The 14,354-nt window shown below is 37.7% G+C and carries 13 protein-coding genes and 1 pseudogene; 10 read left to right on the top strand and 4 right to left on the bottom strand.

What is annotated here, in order from left to right; translation table 11 throughout:
- The first annotated feature begins 1 nt into the window (after position 1).
- The 5 genes from trpD to BTA34_RS06950 all read left to right on the top strand — a co-directional run bounded on the left by trpD (position 2) and on the right by BTA34_RS06950 (position 4,984).
- Positions 2 to 1,000 carry an anthranilate phosphoribosyltransferase gene (gene trpD, locus BTA34_RS06970; protein WP_151435022.1) on the top strand — a complete coding sequence of 333 codons (999 nt, stop codon included), beginning with the start codon at positions 2 to 4 and terminating at the stop codon, positions 998 to 1,000.
- 4 nt (positions 1,001 to 1,004) lie between these two features.
- Positions 1,005 to 2,360 (top strand): bifunctional indole-3-glycerol-phosphate synthase TrpC/phosphoribosylanthranilate isomerase TrpF, encoded by a 1,356-nt coding sequence (trpCF, locus tag BTA34_RS06965; protein WP_151435021.1) that lies wholly within the window; start codon positions 1,005 to 1,007, stop codon positions 2,358 to 2,360.
- A 39-nt stretch (positions 2,361 to 2,399) separates the two neighbouring features.
- On the top strand, positions 2,400 to 3,590 hold the full coding sequence (gene trpB, locus BTA34_RS06960; protein WP_036937130.1) for a tryptophan synthase subunit beta: 1,191 nt from the start codon (positions 2,400 to 2,402) through the stop codon (positions 3,588 to 3,590).
- Positions 3,590 to 4,396, top strand: coding sequence for a tryptophan synthase subunit alpha (gene trpA, locus BTA34_RS06955; protein ID WP_151435020.1), 807 nt, complete (start codon positions 3,590 to 3,592; stop codon positions 4,394 to 4,396). The genes trpB and trpA overlap by 1 nt, the downstream gene beginning before the upstream one ends.
- A gap of 273 nt (positions 4,397 to 4,669) precedes the next feature.
- A complete protein-coding gene (locus BTA34_RS06950) occupies positions 4,670 to 4,984 on the top strand; it encodes a BON domain-containing protein (RefSeq protein WP_151435019.1) in 315 nt (104 codons plus the stop codon).
- 674 nt (positions 4,985 to 5,658) lie between these two features.
- On the opposite strand, the gene ompW is transcribed toward BTA34_RS06950, so the two are convergent.
- Positions 5,659 to 6,294, bottom strand: a complete 636-nt coding sequence (gene ompW / locus BTA34_RS06945; RefSeq protein WP_151435018.1) for an outer membrane protein OmpW — start codon at positions 6,292 to 6,294, stop codon at positions 5,659 to 5,661.
- Between the two features lie 433 nt (positions 6,295 to 6,727).
- Here ompW and BTA34_RS06940 point away from each other — a divergent pair, with 433 nt between their 5' ends.
- A complete protein-coding gene (locus BTA34_RS06940; protein WP_151435017.1) occupies positions 6,728 to 7,498 on the top strand; it encodes a YciC family protein in 771 nt (256 codons plus the stop codon).
- A 131-nt stretch (positions 7,499 to 7,629) separates the two neighbouring features.
- Here BTA34_RS06940 and BTA34_RS06935 read toward each other — a convergent pair whose 3' ends face one another.
- Positions 7,630 to 9,435: a SulP family inorganic anion transporter gene (locus tag BTA34_RS06935; RefSeq protein ID WP_265576290.1), complete on the bottom strand. Its 1,806-nt coding sequence runs from the start codon at positions 9,433 to 9,435 to the stop codon at positions 7,630 to 7,632.
- 309 nt (positions 9,436 to 9,744) lie between these two features.
- Between BTA34_RS06935 and BTA34_RS06930 the strand changes: the two are divergent.
- Positions 9,745 to 10,293, top strand: a pseudogene (locus BTA34_RS06930) (septation protein A); the annotation flags it as partial.
- 257 nt (positions 10,294 to 10,550) lie between these two features.
- Positions 10,551 to 10,982, top strand: a complete 432-nt coding sequence (gene yciA / locus BTA34_RS06925; protein WP_006536988.1) for an acyl-CoA thioester hydrolase YciA — start codon at positions 10,551 to 10,553, stop codon at positions 10,980 to 10,982.
- A 146-nt stretch (positions 10,983 to 11,128) separates the two neighbouring features.
- Here yciA and tonB read toward each other — a convergent pair whose 3' ends face one another.
- Complete coding sequence (tonB, locus tag BTA34_RS06920) at positions 11,129 to 11,842, bottom strand: TonB system transport protein TonB (protein WP_151435015.1); 714 nt, start codon at positions 11,840 to 11,842, stop codon at positions 11,129 to 11,131.
- Positions 11,843 to 11,955: 113 nt separating this feature from the next.
- On the bottom strand, positions 11,956 to 12,138 hold the full coding sequence (locus BTA34_RS06915) for a YciY family protein (RefSeq protein ID WP_036913581.1): 183 nt from the start codon (positions 12,136 to 12,138) through the stop codon (positions 11,956 to 11,958).
- A gap of 305 nt (positions 12,139 to 12,443) precedes the next feature.
- Here BTA34_RS06915 and cls point away from each other — a divergent pair, with 305 nt between their 5' ends.
- Together cls and BTA34_RS06905 are read left to right on the top strand one after the other, a co-directional pair.
- Entirely contained in the window at positions 12,444 to 13,904 is a 1,461-nt protein-coding gene (cls, locus tag BTA34_RS06910) for a cardiolipin synthase (protein WP_151435014.1), read from the top strand.
- A 109-nt stretch (positions 13,905 to 14,013) separates the two neighbouring features.
- Positions 14,014 to 14,343, top strand: a complete 330-nt coding sequence (locus tag BTA34_RS06905) for an HI1450 family dsDNA-mimic protein (protein WP_409282945.1) — start codon at positions 14,014 to 14,016, stop codon at positions 14,341 to 14,343.
- Positions 14,344 to 14,354: the final 11 nt, after the last annotated feature.

Here is a 14,354-nt window from a genome sequence, read left to right as displayed (position 1 = left end):
AATGGAAACTATCTTCAACAAATTATTTAGCGCACAACAATTGACGTTAGAAGAAAGCCAAACACTGTTTAGCGCCATTATTCGCGGTGAGTTGACAGAATCACAATTAGCGGCTGTTTTGATCAGCATGAAAATGCGCGGTGAACATCCTCAAGAAATCGCTGGTGCGGCGCGCGCGTTACTTGAAAATGCACAACCATTTCCTCGCCCTGATTACACATTTTGCGATATTGTCGGCACAGGAGGAGATGGTGCCAACAGTATCAATATTTCAACAGCAAGCGCCTTTGTTGCGGCTGAAGTAGGTATCAAAGTTGCGAAACACGGCAATCGTAGCGTATCTAGCCGCTCTGGATCTTCCGACTTATTAGCAGCATTTGGTATCCCTTTAGACAGAAGTGCTGCTGATGCGCGCCAATTACTGGATGAAGTGGGTTTATGCTTTTTATTTGCACCTCAATATCACAGTGGTTTTCGTTTTGCCGCGCCTGTTCGCCAACAACTGAAAACACGCACATTATTTAATGTATTAGGTCCTTTGATTAACCCGGCTCGCCCGCCATTAGCATTAATCGGTGTGTATAGCCCAGAGTTATTGATGCCAATTGCAGATACATTAAACGTTTTAGGTTATGAGCGTGCTGCTGTTGTTCACAGTGGTGGAATGGATGAAGTCTCACTGCATGCGCCTACTCAAGTCGCTGAATTGCGTAATGGTGAAATTACTCGTTATGAACTGACACCAAGTGATTTTGGTCTTCGCCCTTGTGCCATTACTGATTTAGAAGGTGGTACACCTGAAGTCAACCGTCAATTATTGGCAGATTTACTACAAGGTGAAGGAAAAAGAGCACATACCGAATCTGTTGCAGCTAATGTCGCTTTATTAATGCGTTTACATGGGCAAGAAGATTTAAAAATGAATACTGAAGTTGCTATGCACGCCATTTATAGCGGTAAAGCAATAAATCGTGTAACTGCATTAGCCGCAAGAGGATAAGAGCATGACTGTATTAAACGCCATTGTAAAAGATAAAGCTGAATATCTGATTGCTCGTAAAGCAAGCCAACCATTATCAGAGTTTATGCACCAAATAGTGCCATCAACACGCTCGTTTTATCAGGCATTAACTCAGCCTAATACTGTTTTTATTTTAGAGTGTAAAAAAGCATCGCCCTCAAAAGGTTTAATTCGTGCTGATTTTGATCCCGCGACGATCGCAAAAATTTATCAGCCTTATGCGGCAGCAATTTCGGTATTAACGGATGAGAAATATTTTCAAGGAAGCTTTGATTATTTACATCAAGTTAGCCAAGCCGTACACCAACCTGTTTTATGTAAAGATTTTATTATTGATGAATACCAAATCTATTTAGCGCGTTTTTATCAAGCAGATGCCATTTTATTAATGCTCTCTGTCTTGGATGATGAGCAATATCGCGCTCTATCAGCCGTTGCTCATCAATTAAATATGGGTGTATTAACCGAAGTAAGCACCGAAGAAGAGCGTCAACGTGCCATTAATCTCAATGCCAAAGTTATTGGTATTAACAATCGTGATTTGCGTGATCTCTCTATCGATTTAGCTCGCACCCAGCAGTTAAGCCAAGGGTTGCCTAAAGATGCAATCGTCATCAGTGAGTCAGGTATTCACACCCACCAGCAAGTTCAAGAGTTAAGCCAATATGCTAATGGTTTTCTGGTAGGTAGCGCTCTAATGTCACAAGAAAATATTGACCAAGCGGTGAGAGCGCTAGTTTTGGGAAAGCATAAAGTGTGCGGGTTAACTCGTACACAAGATGTAAAAGCGGTTTATCAAGCGGGTGCTTATTATGCAGGGCTGATTTTTGCAGAAAAATCCCCTCGTAAAGTGACATTGTCACAAGCACAAGAGTTGATTACACAAGCACCTTTGGCTTTTGTAGGCGTTTTTCAAAACCAATCTATAGCGCTTATTTGTGACTATGCTGAAAAACTTAATTTAGCTGCCATTCAACTACACGGGCAAGAAGATGCTCAGTTTATTGAGCAACTTAGACAAAGAATTCAACCTAGCTGTGAGATTTGGCAAGCAATAAATATGGCAACTCACACAGATATTTCTCTTGTGTCACACGTTAATAAATATGTACTTGATAACGGCACTGGTGGCACAGGAACAACGTTTAATTGGCAAAAAATTCCTAATACATTACGTGAAAAAGCATTACTTGCAGGCGGTCTTAACAGTGAAAACTGTTTGGATGCAGTTAAAACAGGTTGTATAGGGCTTGATTTTAACTCAGGAGTAGAATCGGCTCCTGGCATAAAAGATGCACAACGTCTGAACCAAGTATTTGCACAATTACAGCTAAGCTAAATTTCACAAAAATAAAATTTTAAACAGGATGACATCACAATGAGAAAACTTAACCCCTACTTTGGCGAATTTGGTGGCCAATATGTACCTGAAATCTTAATTCCTGCATTGGATCAACTCGAACAAGCTTTTATTGATGCGCAAAACGATCCCTCTTTTCAGCAAGAATTCCAAGATTTATTAAAAAATTACGCTGGCAGACCTACGGCTCTTACGCTCTGTCGTAATTTAACGGAAGGCACACGAACTCGTTTATATCTAAAACGTGAAGATTTACTGCATGGCGGTGCGCATAAAACTAACCAAGTATTGGGTCAAGCCTTGTTAGCAAAACGTATGGGTAAAACTGAAATTATTGCAGAAACAGGTGCGGGTCAACACGGTGTTGCAACAGCCTTAGCCTGCGCACTACTTAATATGAAATGTCGTATCTATATGGGGGCTAAAGACGTCGAACGTCAATCGCCTAACGTATTTCGTATGCGCTTAATGGGTGCCGAAGTGATCCCTGTTCACAGTGGTTCATCTACCTTAAAAGATGCGTGTAATGAAGCATTACGTGACTGGTCTGGTTGTTACGATCGGGCGCATTACTTATTAGGAACTGCGGCAGGTCCTCATCCTTATCCAACCATTGTCCGTGAGTTTCAACGTATGATTGGTGATGAAGCTAAGGCACAAATTCTAGAGCGTGAAGGTCGTCTACCTGATGCTGCTATCGCTTGTATTGGCGGTGGTTCTAACGCTATCGGTTTATTTGCTTCCTTTATCCCAGAAACTTCGGTGCAACTAATTGGTGTTGAACCTGCGGGTAAAGGTATTGAAACGGGTGAACATGGCGCACCACTAAAACATGGAAAATTAGGGATCTATTTTGGTATGAAATCCCCAATCATGCAGACGGATGAAGGGCAAATTGAAGAGTCATATTCAATTTCAGCAGGTCTTGATTTCCCATCTGTCGGACCTCAACACGCACATTTAAATAGCATTGGTCGTGCTGATTATGTTTCTGTTACCGATGATGAAGCCATCGAAGCATTTAAAGCACTTTCTCGCCGTGAAGGGATTATTCCAGCTTTAGAATCTTCTCATGCATTGGCTTATGCACTGAAATTAATTGCACAAAATCCTGACAAAGAGCAGCTATTAATTGTGAACTTATCAGGTCGTGGTGATAAAGATATTTTTACTGTAAACGATATTTTAGCAGCAAGAGGAGAAATCTAATGAGCCGTTATCAAGTATGCTTTGAAGCATTAGCACAAAAACAGCAAGGCGCATTCGTTCCTTTTGTCACATTAGGTGATCCTTCTCCTGAGCTGTCATTACAAATTATTGATGCGTTAATTGAAGGTGGTGCAGATGCATTAGAGATTGGTATTCCATTTTCCGATCCTCTTGCTGATGGTCCTACTATTCAAGGCGCTAATTTACGGGCGCTGAATGTAGGTGTCACCCCCACGGATTGCTTTGCACTTTTAACAAGTGTACGTAAAAAACATCCTAATATTCCTATTGGCTTATTAGTGTATGCCAACCTTGTTTTTAGTAATGGCATTGATAATTTTTACAGTAAATGCGAACAAGCTGGCGTGGACTCTGTTTTAATTGGTGATGTACCTTTACGTGAATCAAAAGAGTTTCGTGAAGCAGCACAACGCGCCAATATCAGCCCTATTTTTATTTGCCCACCTAATGCTGATGATGAACTTTTACAAGAGTTGGCTGCATCAGGTAAAGGTTATACCTATTTACTATCAAGAGCAGGGGTAACTGGTACAGATAAACGCGCAGAACAATCACTAACACATCTTACTGATAAGCTAAAAACCTATAAGGCTCCCCCTGCATTACAAGGGTTTGGTATTTCAGAACCTAAACAAGTGAAAGAAGCGATTGCAAATGGCGCGGCTGGGGCTATTTCAGGCTCTGCCGTGGTTCAAATTATTGAGAAAAATCTTCATCAACCCGATGTGATGTTAAAAGCACTGACGACATTTGTGAAAGAGATGAAGGCAGCCACCCTCGCCTAATTGCTTTAAATACACCGACTAAGATCCGCTTTAGAGAAATAATTGCGATTTTTCTAAGCGGATTATTCTTAATTTATTATCTATTCAATCCCACTCATTGACTGCTGAAACCGCGATAAACCGCGCTCTTATTTACTCTTCGATATTCTTAATCAAATAATCTTTTTATCTAAAATTGGGCGAATTTTTATTTTTTGGTCATACTTTATAAGGTACTTTATATTTTCTTTTCATAAATACTCAACCAACAATGTGATTACAAGGAGTTTGATAATGAAACTATGGGCAAAAATCTCTGCCGTTATGGCAGCATTGCTGATGGCATTTACCTTATCTGCATGTTCACCCACTGCAACATCAGAGGGCACTGGGGGTTATTTTGATGACTCAGTGATCACCACTAAAGTAAAAACTGCATTAGTCGGTGAAAAAAATCTTAACTCAACACAAATTAGCGTGGAAACATTTAAAGGCAAAGTTCAACTAAGTGGTTTTGTCTCTTCTCAAGCGGATGCTAATCGTGCTATTGAAACAACACGTAAAGTGACTGGCGTAAAAGGTGTTATCAACTCAATGGTTATTCGCTGATCCTCTCTTTATTCTAGTCTTCCTTTAGCCTTACTTTTTAGACCACTTCGGTGGTCTTTTTTTGTCCTAACTTTTGTCTTAACCATTTAATCTTTCATAAAGCAGATCAATTTTTGCAAAAAAAGACAAATAAGCTAAAAAGTGCCTATCTTTATTTCTCGCTAAAAATAGCTCATAAAAAGAATAAATAATAAATATTATTAATCATTTTGAGGTTGTAATTTAACCACCTAATTACCCTGAATATCTCCTATGTTGATATCATTTTATTCTTTTTCTATTTTCTTCTATCCATTGATAGATAAAGCCGTTTTACTAAATTCAAATATAAAGATGCATTTTAAATACACCAATAAAATACACTCTTTTACTCATTAAAATGCCAGCAACTCTTAATAAATAAAACTACACTTTTTTATTTTGATAATATCAATAAATAAAAGATGTATATTAAATACATTTTAATGAATGTTAAAATGATAAATGTCTTATTTCAGATGTATATTTACCTATTTAACGCTGCTTTTAATAACTCATAATTCAGGTATTAATAATAAAAAAAGAAGCTGTATATAATCTAGAAATGAAATATTTTTAGTAAATCAAAAAGATAAAAAAAAGCGAAGGTAATCTTCGCTTTTTCATTATGAGATATTCTTTTAAAGAAAGAATAATTAGAAACGGTAACCCACACCAAACATAAATACAAATGGGTCTAAACGTGTGCTAATTGATTGTCTATCTTCACCCGCTTTAAATTTAACATCCGTTTCGATGTTCATCCACCAAACAGACGCATTCAGCATCCAGTTTTTATCGAGGTTATAATCTAAACCTGCTTGTGCTGCAAAGCCCCATGAATCCTTGAGATCTAAGTCAGATAAGCCGGCATTTTTACCCGCTGAATTGAATTTCTCATCAAAGAAAGTGGTAAAATTAAGACCTGCACCTAAATAAGGACGTAGTTTATCTTCGCCATTACCGAAGTAATATTGTGCCATTAATGTTGGTGGTAAATGTTTAACAGTCGCAATTTCACCAAAGTTTGTTAATGATACTTTGTGCTCAAAAGGAGTAGCTGCTAATAACTCAACACCGATATTATCAGTGATCATATACCCGAAAGTTAAACCTAATTGGGTATTATTATTAGCTTCAAAATGCCCAATACCTAATACATCATCAGAACCCGCATTAGGACGAACTGTTGCAGTACCTGCACGGAATAAGAAATCACCTGCTTGGTGAGCAAAAGAAATAGAAGGCGCAAGAGTTGCAGCCGCTAAAATAAGCGCAGAAAGTTTTTTCATTATTTAACCCATTCCTGTAATAAGTAAAATCTCCGCTAAAAATATAACCACTTATTGATAATTATGATCTAATGCCGATCACAACTTTGGAATTATTTTTGCAGAAAGTGTTATTTCTCTTTTTATTATTTATCAATACTATTATTTATAATTGATCCACATCAAATTACACATTAATACCATTTTTTCTTATAATTAAATTTATTATTACTGTTATTTTTTGAATAAAAAATATCCTTAAAAGACATATTTAAAAATAAAGTTATTATTGTGTTAATATAATGTTTATTTTATTTTCGGTGATGAGGGTGTTCTGATTATCAACATCAAGAAACAAGCCAAATAAGAGAAGTAAGAGAAAATATCCCTTTTTGTTGTTGTAAAAGGTACAATAGCGCGCATTGACACAGTCTATTTTTATAGGAGCAGTTTCATGCCTACCACGGCACGCACAATCTACCGAGACAGTCTTAATTTTTATAAGAATGAACGACGTAGCATTGTTACTCTTTCCGCTATTCTTGCCATTATTTTAGCGTTCATTCATGTCTTCATTGGTCCTAATCCTCAAGAGTACCAATTGATGATTGAATTTGTGGCTAATTTTAAAAATACACAGCTTTCTTCTGCTTCTCCTGCTGAGTTAGAAGCAATGTCAAACAGTGTCGTGGGTATTGCCAAAAAAGTGTTATCACTGTATGCATTTGAAACATTACAGCAAAGCATCTTGGTTCTAACCTTATTGATGTTCACCATGGCAATTTCCACAGGTCATAACGTCACCTTAGGTCAAACATTTAATGCAGCCCTACCTCGCTTACCTAAAATGTTCCTATTGGTTGTACTGTGCTCTATTTTGATTAGCGCGGGTTTTATGGTGATGATTATTCCTGGCATCATTTTATTAATTGGTTTTGCATTAGCCCCCGTTGTTTTAGTACGTCAACAAAATATGGGAAGTGCAATACGTTTGGGCTGGAAAGTTGGATTTAGTGAGTCGGCTGCGCTGATCCCTGCTTTAGGTATTTGGATCTTATTGCAATTCGGCATTGGTTTTGTGAGTAATCTTACAATTCAACTACCTGATGTTATCCATAACTTCTTATTCTACTTCCTAAAAAATATGGCTTCGGCTTGGATGATTATTTATCTATTCCGTTTGTTTATGTTGGTTGAAAACAAATACACAACGCAACAGCGCTAATTTATTCTATTATCACCATCTATTAAAAATCCCGTGTATAAGCTAATCACTTATCACGGGATTTTTTTATTTATTATGCACCGATGATTATGCACCAATTATTATGTACCAATAAAGTTTAACCAATACACTTAAAGAGTAGATGTATGGCTCGTTGTTGGCACTTCTAATGTATTCTCATCATTATTTTCAGCGTCTTGTTTTAGCGCCTCTTTCCTTGCCTCTTTCTGTTTTTCTTTGATCTGCTGTCGGCTTTGATACAGTCGGATCACAAAATAAAGATCGGGGGCAATAATCAGGTCATCTTCATTAAGTGAAATTCTGTTGCGTTCAATCCAGCGATTTAACTCGGTTCTACGCCCTGCTAAAACCAATTTAACGCCTTTTATTCGTAACTCTCGTATTAATTCATCAATAGCAGCAAATACGCTAACATCGTCATAAGTAAAGCTTACAGCAGCATCTACCGCTAACCATGCCGGTCTTTGAGGTGCGCTATCAACCAGTTGTAGTACTCGTTTTTTAAAATAACCCACATTAAAATATGTCAGGGGTGAATTAAAACGGTACATCATTAAACCATCAATAGGCTCTATGCCATTATCCTTATTCATTGAATGAACCATTCCTTGTTCATCAACACCCAATAACTGATCGCTAGGTCGGAAAACAATACGTAAAAATTGTAATAAACCTAATAAAACCGCAAAACCAATACCATTAATTAACCCTGCTAATAACACCGCTAATAAGGTAAATGATGCCAATGTGAATGCTTGTTTATTACGTTTACGATAAGACCAAATATGACGAATACTCAGCAATGACCATGAAGAGACGATCAACACAATGCCGAGTGAAGATAATGAAATATAGGCGAGAAAATCGGTCATAAATAATAGCACTAGTAGGATCACCAGTGCGGCAATAATAGATACTAACTGCGTTTTTCCACCAACTGAATCATTGACTGCAGTACGGCTACTTGCCGCACTGACAGCAAATCCTTGAGAAAGAGCCGACGCAATATTGGCAATACCTAATGCTTTTAATTCTTGGTCTGCATCGACGTCATAACCATTTTTACTGGCAAAACTACGTGCGGTCATCATAAAGCTCACAAAGCTAATTACCGCTAAGTTTATGGATGGAACTAATAATTCTCGTAATACACTGGGATGAAATCCACTCATCGAGACGACTGGTAAAAATAGGTCAACATTTCCTGCCTCTTTATTCACAATAGCAATACCATAGCTTGCTAAATCAAATTGCCAACTCAGATAAGTCATCACAACCATGGCAATTAATGGCGCTGGCCATCGGCTCCGAAAATAGCGAATACCCAATAATAAGGCGAGTGTTATCGCTGACATCAATAGCGTAGGTAAATGTGCATCCATTAATCGAAATGGAACTTCAATGAGTTTTTCAATTAAGTGGTCTGGGGAAGTATCAAAACCAAATACTTTACTAAGTTGCCCAACCATAATGGTGATCGCCACACCATTTAATAAACCTTGAAGAATAGGACGAGACAGAAAATCAGTAAAAGCCCCTAACCGAAAATGACTGGCTAAAATACACCAAAAACCCGTCATTGCCGTCATGATAATTGCAAGTTGCCATCGTGTATTTTCATCACCAGCAGATAATGGAATAACAACCGCCGCAATAACGGCACACGTTGCTGCATCAGGCCCCGTAATTAATTGTCGAGAAGTACCAAATAATGCATAAATAATCATGGGTAAAATACAAGCATATAATCCAACAATAGCATTAATGCCTAATAATTCGGTATACGCAATGGCAACTGGTAGTGCGACAGCGGCCACTGAAAGCCCTGCTTTTAAGTCATAGCCAAAATATTCACGCTTATAGTTAAATAATAAGCCTAATCCTGGCATCCATTTTATTATTCTTTTTCCGTTCATTGATGTCCTCTTATCAGAAATACTTTTTTATTTATGCATTCATCAAAAAGTGGCGGGTGATAATGATGAGTTAATGAATCATATACTAGTGTAATATTTAAATCCTCTTTCATAACTCAAGCTTGAGTTTTAATTTTACATAAATGCAATTACATTGATTTTTCATTGAGTTATTTCAGATAAAACTCGCATTTTTTGTATAAATTAACACTCTGTCGTTAAAGATATGCAATTGTTTACCCATTTTCTGTCGCTTTGCATTAGAATAGCCAAGTTTATGAATTTAATTACCATAGGTTCCTATCTGTTATGAAAAATGGCTGGCTTAAGCAATTACTTGATTTTGCTCCACTATTAGTGTTTTTTATCTTCTATAAATGGCAAGATATTTTCTATGCTTCAGGTGCATTAATTATCGCGACGTGGATCTCAGTTGGTTTAACATGGCTTATTTTCCATAAAGTTGAGAAAGCGCCACTCATTACCGCTATCGTGGTCACTATTTTTGGCTCCTTAACCATATTCTTCCATTCTGCTGATTTTATTAAATGGAAAGTGACGGCTATATATGCCATTTTTGCCCTCGTTTTAATTGGTATGCAGTTATTTACGCCAAAAACGTTAATGGAAAGAATGTTAGGCAAAGAGCTAGCTATGCCGCCTGCAAATTGGAAAAAACTCAATATTGCATGGGTGATTTTCTTTTTTGCTTGCGCTCTTGGTAATATTTATGTGGCATTTTCTTTGGCAGAAGAGACTTGGGTTAATTTTAAAGTCTTTGGCTTAACTATTTTAACCTTTATCTTTACTATCGCCAGCGTGGTTTATATCTGGAATAACCGTTTACCAGAAGAACAAACCGATGACGAAGCGACAGAAAATAGTGAACACGAATTATCAGATAATATGACAAAGCAAGCATCTAAACCGACATCACACGATGCTCATTCAAAATCTGAATAATCATTTTTATTTTATTGGAAGATATGTGTTCTAAATAATTTAAGTTGTAGCTATTAGAGCATAGCCTGTAGCTACTCTAATAGCGGCAACTTGAAGTATGACGAGTAACTATCTCCTTGGTTTCAACATTATTTACAGATACCTTAATTCCCATGACTGAACAACAATCTTTGCCTAATGGTGAGCTAGTTTTACGTACCCTTGCCATGCCTGCTGATACTAACGCCAATGGTGATATTTTCGGTGGCTGGTTAATGTCTCAAATGGACATCGGTGGTGCAATTTTAGCAAAAGAAATTGCGTTAGGTCGTGTCGTTACTGTAAGTGTAACAGGCATTACCTTTCTTAAACCTGTTGCTGTTGGCGATGTCGTTTGTTGCTATGCGCGTTGCTTAAAAACAGGTAACTCTTCAATTACTGTTAATATTGAAGTATGGGTTAAAAAAGTTGCCACAGAACCTGTTGGCCAACGCTATCGTGCAACAGAGGCGGTGTTTACCTATGTTGCCGTTGACGAGAACAATTCAGCTCGTCGCTTACCTGAAGGTAAAGCTCACTTCACGCTAACAAGTACCATGGAATAAAACGTTATTACGATAATTTGATTACGACACTAATCGCGTGACAGGATTAAAAGTTGAGTACTAAAAAAGGCACTTATTAAAGTGCCTTTTATTTATCTGCTATCAGATAGTGATATCGCTTTGTTTAACCGCTAACTTTATAAAAATTAGCTTGCTGATATCCCTGTCATTTTGAACTCAATGAGGATCACTTTTCCTTTATAAGGAATTTTTTCATAACGCCATTGGCGCATCGCTCTTTTAACATCTCTCTCAAATACATTCTTAGGATCAGCAGAAAGTATTTCTACATTATCTACACGTCCATCAGCATCAACATCAAAACGAACTTTTATAGCCCCTTCAATACCCACAGCTTTTGCTCGCGAAGGATATTCAGGTAAACCTTGGCGTAATACATTTGGTACTCTGCCTTCACCACTGCTTGCCACTGCAACTGGTTTTTCATCGCCTTTATCACTTGGCTTAGCCGTCGGGTTAAGATTTTTGAGATCATTACCTTTATTAACAACTAAAGGTTGTGGTCGCTCAACAGGCGGTTTCGGTTTGTCCACTGGTTTTGGCTTAGGCTTAGGTTTTGGTTCTGGTTTTTTCTCTATTGGTTTTTCGATAATAGGTTTTACATCAGGAATAGGTTCTGGCTCGGGTTCTGGCTCAACAACCGGTTCCGGTTCTGGAGGAGTAACTTCTTCAACCACTGGTTCTGGTTCACCTGCAGGCTCGTCTGCTGCAAATGCCAACATCTGTATAGAGATAGGCTCCGGTGTAACTGGCTTATCTTCTACAACATATAACATCGCAGCCGCAACAAGTGAGGCATGTAGACAAAGCGATATGAATACCCAAAGCTTCCAACGCATAACTGATCTTATTTCACCTAAAGAAAAAATAATGCCCCTAGTTTAAATGCAAATAGCAATCATATTCAATAACGTTTAGTAAAATGATTGATATTAACTGTTAAAAAGTGAAATTATGAGTTCCATTCTATGTGTTGTACAAATAAAAGTGCTCTATGTTTTCTAGAAGTATCAAGTTTACGCAGTTTATAAATTCGGAAATTACGACGAGATTGCCCTTCTAACCATCGACGTCGTTTACGTATAGCTTGTCTCATCATCCGCCAACGAGCTACTTCAGTCCTACTGTGTCTCATGCTATCAGCACCTATTTTTTCGAATAAGTGGACTATTATAAGACGTTCATTTTGTGATCCAAGGGGTGATTTATGATTTGCTTGAATTTCCTCCATTATTTCAGCATTTCTCACAGAGAAAAAATGAATAAAGAGTTGTATCTTATTACTTATTTAATGCTTATCTCTTAAGAAAGAGATTTGACAGAGATAATAATCCTGATTTAATAGCAACATTCGGCAAATAACAAAAATAATGGACTATTTTTAGTAAATTGCCTTTAGCTTATCCATGCAATTCATTTTCAACGGAAAATAGCTCTACTATGACAACATTTTATACTGTATTAAGTTGGCTAACCTTTTTCTTCTATTGGCTATTAATTGCGGGGGTCACATTTCGTGTCCTAATGCATCGACGACCCGTTACATCAACAATGACATGGTTATTGATCATCTATATTCTGCCATTAGTTGGGGTTATTGCGTATTTTGCTTTTGGTGAATTACACCTAGGGAAACGACGCGTTGAACATGCTAAACAGATGTGGCCTTCTGTTGTTGCGTGGCTCGAAGAATTGAGGAAATGTAAACATATCTTTGCTACAAGTACGAGTGATATTGCTACTCCTCTTTTCCAGTTAACCGCTAAACGCCAAGGTATTAAAGGTGTTAAAGGTAACAAAATTGAACTTTTAACCACCTGTGAAGATTCACTAAATTCAATTACACGCGATATTAATAATGCGCGTGATAATATTGAAATGGTCTTCTATATTTGGCAATCAGGAGGTTTAGTCGATGAAGTAACCGACGCCTTAATCAGAGCCGCTAAACGCGGTGTAAAATGTCGAGTCATGGTTGACTCTGCGGGTAGTTGGAATTTCTTCCGTACTAATGGCCCAAAAGTAATGAGAGCCGCAGGTATTGAATTTGTTGAATCACTGCATGTTAACTTATTCCGTTTCTTCTTACGCCGCATGGATTTGCGCCAACATCGAAAAATCGTATTGATCGACAATTATATTTCCTACACAGGAAGCATGAATATGGTCGATCCTCGTTATTTCAAGCAAGATTCCGGTGTTGGTCAATGGATTGATATTATGGTAAGAATGGAAGGCCCAGTATCAACTACATTAGGTATGATTTATGCCTTTGACTGGGAAATGGAAACAGGTGAACGTCATTTACCCCCTCCACCTGACGATAATATTATGCCTTGTGAACAAGAAAGCGGTCATACAACACAAGTCATCGCCTCAGGTCCTGGATTTCCTGATGAGCTAATCCAGCAATCACTTATTACAGCCATTTATTCTGCAAGAAAAGAATTGGTACTGACAACGCCTTATTTTGTGCCTAGCGATGATCTTGCCCATGCAATCTCAACCGCTGCAATGCGAGGTGTTAATGTAAGTATTATTGTTCCTCGCAGTAATGACTCTTTCTTGGTACGTTGGGCAAGCCGTTCATTCTTTACAGAAATGCTCGAATCTGGTGTAAAAATATTCCAATTTGAAGATGGTTTATTACACACTAAAAGCGTGATGGTTGATGGACAACTTAGTATGGTAGGTTCAGTTAACCTTGATATGCGTAGTTTATGGTTAAACTTTGAAATTACAGTTGTCATTGATGATGAAGGTTTTGGTAGTGACTTAAGCATTGTTCAATATGATTATATTGCCCGCTCAACAGAGCTAACCATCGATGAATGGGAAAAACGACCATTCTTCAATCGTGTATTAGAGCGTATCTGCTATTTCTTTAGCCCTCTGTTATAACAGAAATGTTATAATCAATAGACTACTAAGAACTGGCAATAAATAACTGTGCTAAATTAGTAAAAATGCGATACAAATAACACGATAATTATTGGAACAATAGACAGGCATTACCATGAATGAACCAACTTTAATCAGTGAAGACGATGCTCTAGAACAAGCTTATGATCTATTTTTAGCCCAAGCAGCTGATAATTTAGATGTTGCAGACCAATTATTGTTTAACCTGCAATTTGAAGAAAGGGGCGCAGCGGAAGTGGTTCCATTAGGTAATGATTGGCAATTTATTGTTGGCCAGCCTGTCACACCAGCCCGTTTTAGCGAAGTAATTATTGGTCTTGCTCCAGACGATGATTCCGATATTGATGATATTTTTGGTCGAGTCCTAATTAGTCGCGATCCACTACAGCCTATGTTCCATATTATTTGGAAATCATAATCACTTTTATC

It is taken from the genome of Proteus sp. CD3 (genome assembly GCF_008808075.1).
Lineage (GTDB): Bacteria > Pseudomonadota > Gammaproteobacteria > Enterobacterales > Enterobacteriaceae > Proteus > Proteus appendicitidis.
Note: the sequence above shows the minus strand (reverse complement) of the source record. Positions and strands in the feature narration are given on the sequence as shown.

Coding starts and splice junctions, on each gene's coding strand:
- trpD (WP_151435022.1), top strand. CDS start 2: ATGGAAACTATCTTCAACAAATTATTTAGCGCACAACAATTGACGTTA.
- trpCF (WP_151435021.1), top strand. CDS start 1,005: ATGACTGTATTAAACGCCATTGTAAAAGATAAAGCTGAATATCTGATT.
- trpB (WP_036937130.1), top strand. CDS start 2,400: ATGAGAAAACTTAACCCCTACTTTGGCGAATTTGGTGGCCAATATGTA.
- trpA (WP_151435020.1), top strand. CDS start 3,590: ATGAGCCGTTATCAAGTATGCTTTGAAGCATTAGCACAAAAACAGCAA.
- BTA34_RS06950 (WP_151435019.1), top strand. CDS start 4,670: ATGAAACTATGGGCAAAAATCTCTGCCGTTATGGCAGCATTGCTGATG.
- ompW (WP_151435018.1), bottom strand. CDS start 6,294: ATGAAAAAACTTTCTGCGCTTATTTTAGCGGCTGCAACTCTTGCGCCT.
- BTA34_RS06940 (WP_151435017.1), top strand. CDS start 6,728: ATGCCTACCACGGCACGCACAATCTACCGAGACAGTCTTAATTTTTAT.
- BTA34_RS06935 (WP_265576290.1), bottom strand. CDS start 9,435: ATGAACGGAAAAAGAATAATAAAATGGATGCCAGGATTAGGCTTATTA.
- yciA (WP_006536988.1), top strand. CDS start 10,551: ATGACTGAACAACAATCTTTGCCTAATGGTGAGCTAGTTTTACGTACC.
- tonB (WP_151435015.1), bottom strand. CDS start 11,842: ATGCGTTGGAAGCTTTGGGTATTCATATCGCTTTGTCTACATGCCTCA.
- BTA34_RS06915 (WP_036913581.1), bottom strand. CDS start 12,138: ATGAGACACAGTAGGACTGAAGTAGCTCGTTGGCGGATGATGAGACAA.
- cls (WP_151435014.1), top strand. CDS start 12,444: ATGACAACATTTTATACTGTATTAAGTTGGCTAACCTTTTTCTTCTAT.